At 34.5% G+C, this 1,179-nt stretch carries 1 protein-coding gene; it reads left to right on the top strand.

Translation table 11 applies throughout. The features are described 5' to 3' along the window. Positions 1-91 precede the first annotated feature (91 nt). Positions 92-466, top strand: coding sequence for a single-stranded DNA-binding protein (locus D0T60_RS18470; RefSeq protein WP_163219957.1), 375 nt, complete (start codon positions 92-94; stop codon positions 464-466). Positions 467-1,179 lie beyond the last annotated feature (713 nt).

The following is a 1,179-nucleotide window of genomic DNA, read 5'->3' as shown; positions in this document are numbered from 1 at the left end:
GCTATTCTTTCTTTTGTCTGAATTCAAAGTAATAGATTGAAAAATGATTTAAAACGCTCCTCGGCAGTGGGGAGCACAACTTAATTTACGTATGAAAAAGATTGAAAATTCATTCGCAGTTACAGGTTTCATTGGTAAGGATGCTGAAATCCGTCAATTCACTTCCGCAAGTGTCGCAAAATTCTCCTTGGCAGTTGGTCGAACAGAAACCGTTGGTAAAGAAACCAAAAGAGTATCAGCTTTCATGGCTGTGGAAGTTTGGCGCAAAAACGACAGCGCATCCTTTGAACTATTAAAAAAGGGACAAATGATAACCGTTCACGGCTACTTCAAACCTGAAGAATGGAGTGATGAAAAAGGTAAACATAATCGCCTGGTAATGGTTGCCACCGAGTTTTTTGAAACTCCGGAAAAGGAGGAAACTCCTGCAGAGCAGAAATCCACATCTAAGAAAACCAAGAAATAATTCTTGGTTTCTCAAGGAAAAGCGGCTTTCGAGTCGCTTTTCTTTTGCTCATTGCATTCTTCTGAACTGTTACACTTGTTATATTGTTCTTTTTATCCATTCTCTGAATCTTCCCATTTATAACCGTAAGATCAAATCTCGCATCCATTGAACGCCAATAAGCATATTTTTCTTTTGGAAAGCAAAAAGAATTTTAGTGTGATACCCTATTTTTTCCAAAAATAATATATTGGGAATGAGATGAATGCAGTTTGATCTTTCATTGATAGTCTATTAAAATACAAACTAGCCATTTCTTGATTTTCTAATAATAAGTATATAGCTATTTTATTGAAATCCGAATCTGAATCTGCGAGCAGAACTAATAGTGATTGTTTCTCCTGCACACTAAGCTCCCTTTCTCTTTTAATTATCTGGTACAAGTTGAGTTTATAAATTACCTCATTAGGAGAAATTGCGATAAACCAATCGCACAATTGCTTTGCGACTTTAAGTAGTTTTTTATCTTGGTTTTCATCATAAGCTAAAAGCATAAAAAGCATATCACAATTAGCACGAGAAACGATCTGCGCATTTTTTTTATAAATATTTTGATATGAAGGAAGAATATCTTCATAACCTGAGTTCGGGATAAGAAAAGTTTAAAAAGAATGGGTAATCTCCGTTTTATTTATTATCTTTATGGTTGACAATCAATCAGTTAACAAATAAAC

It is taken from the genome of Bacteroides sp. 224 (genome assembly GCF_010500995.1).
Classification (GTDB): domain Bacteria; phylum Bacteroidota; class Bacteroidia; order Bacteroidales; family Bacteroidaceae; genus Bacteroides.
Note: the sequence above shows the minus strand (reverse complement) of the source record. Positions and strands in the feature narration are given on the sequence as shown.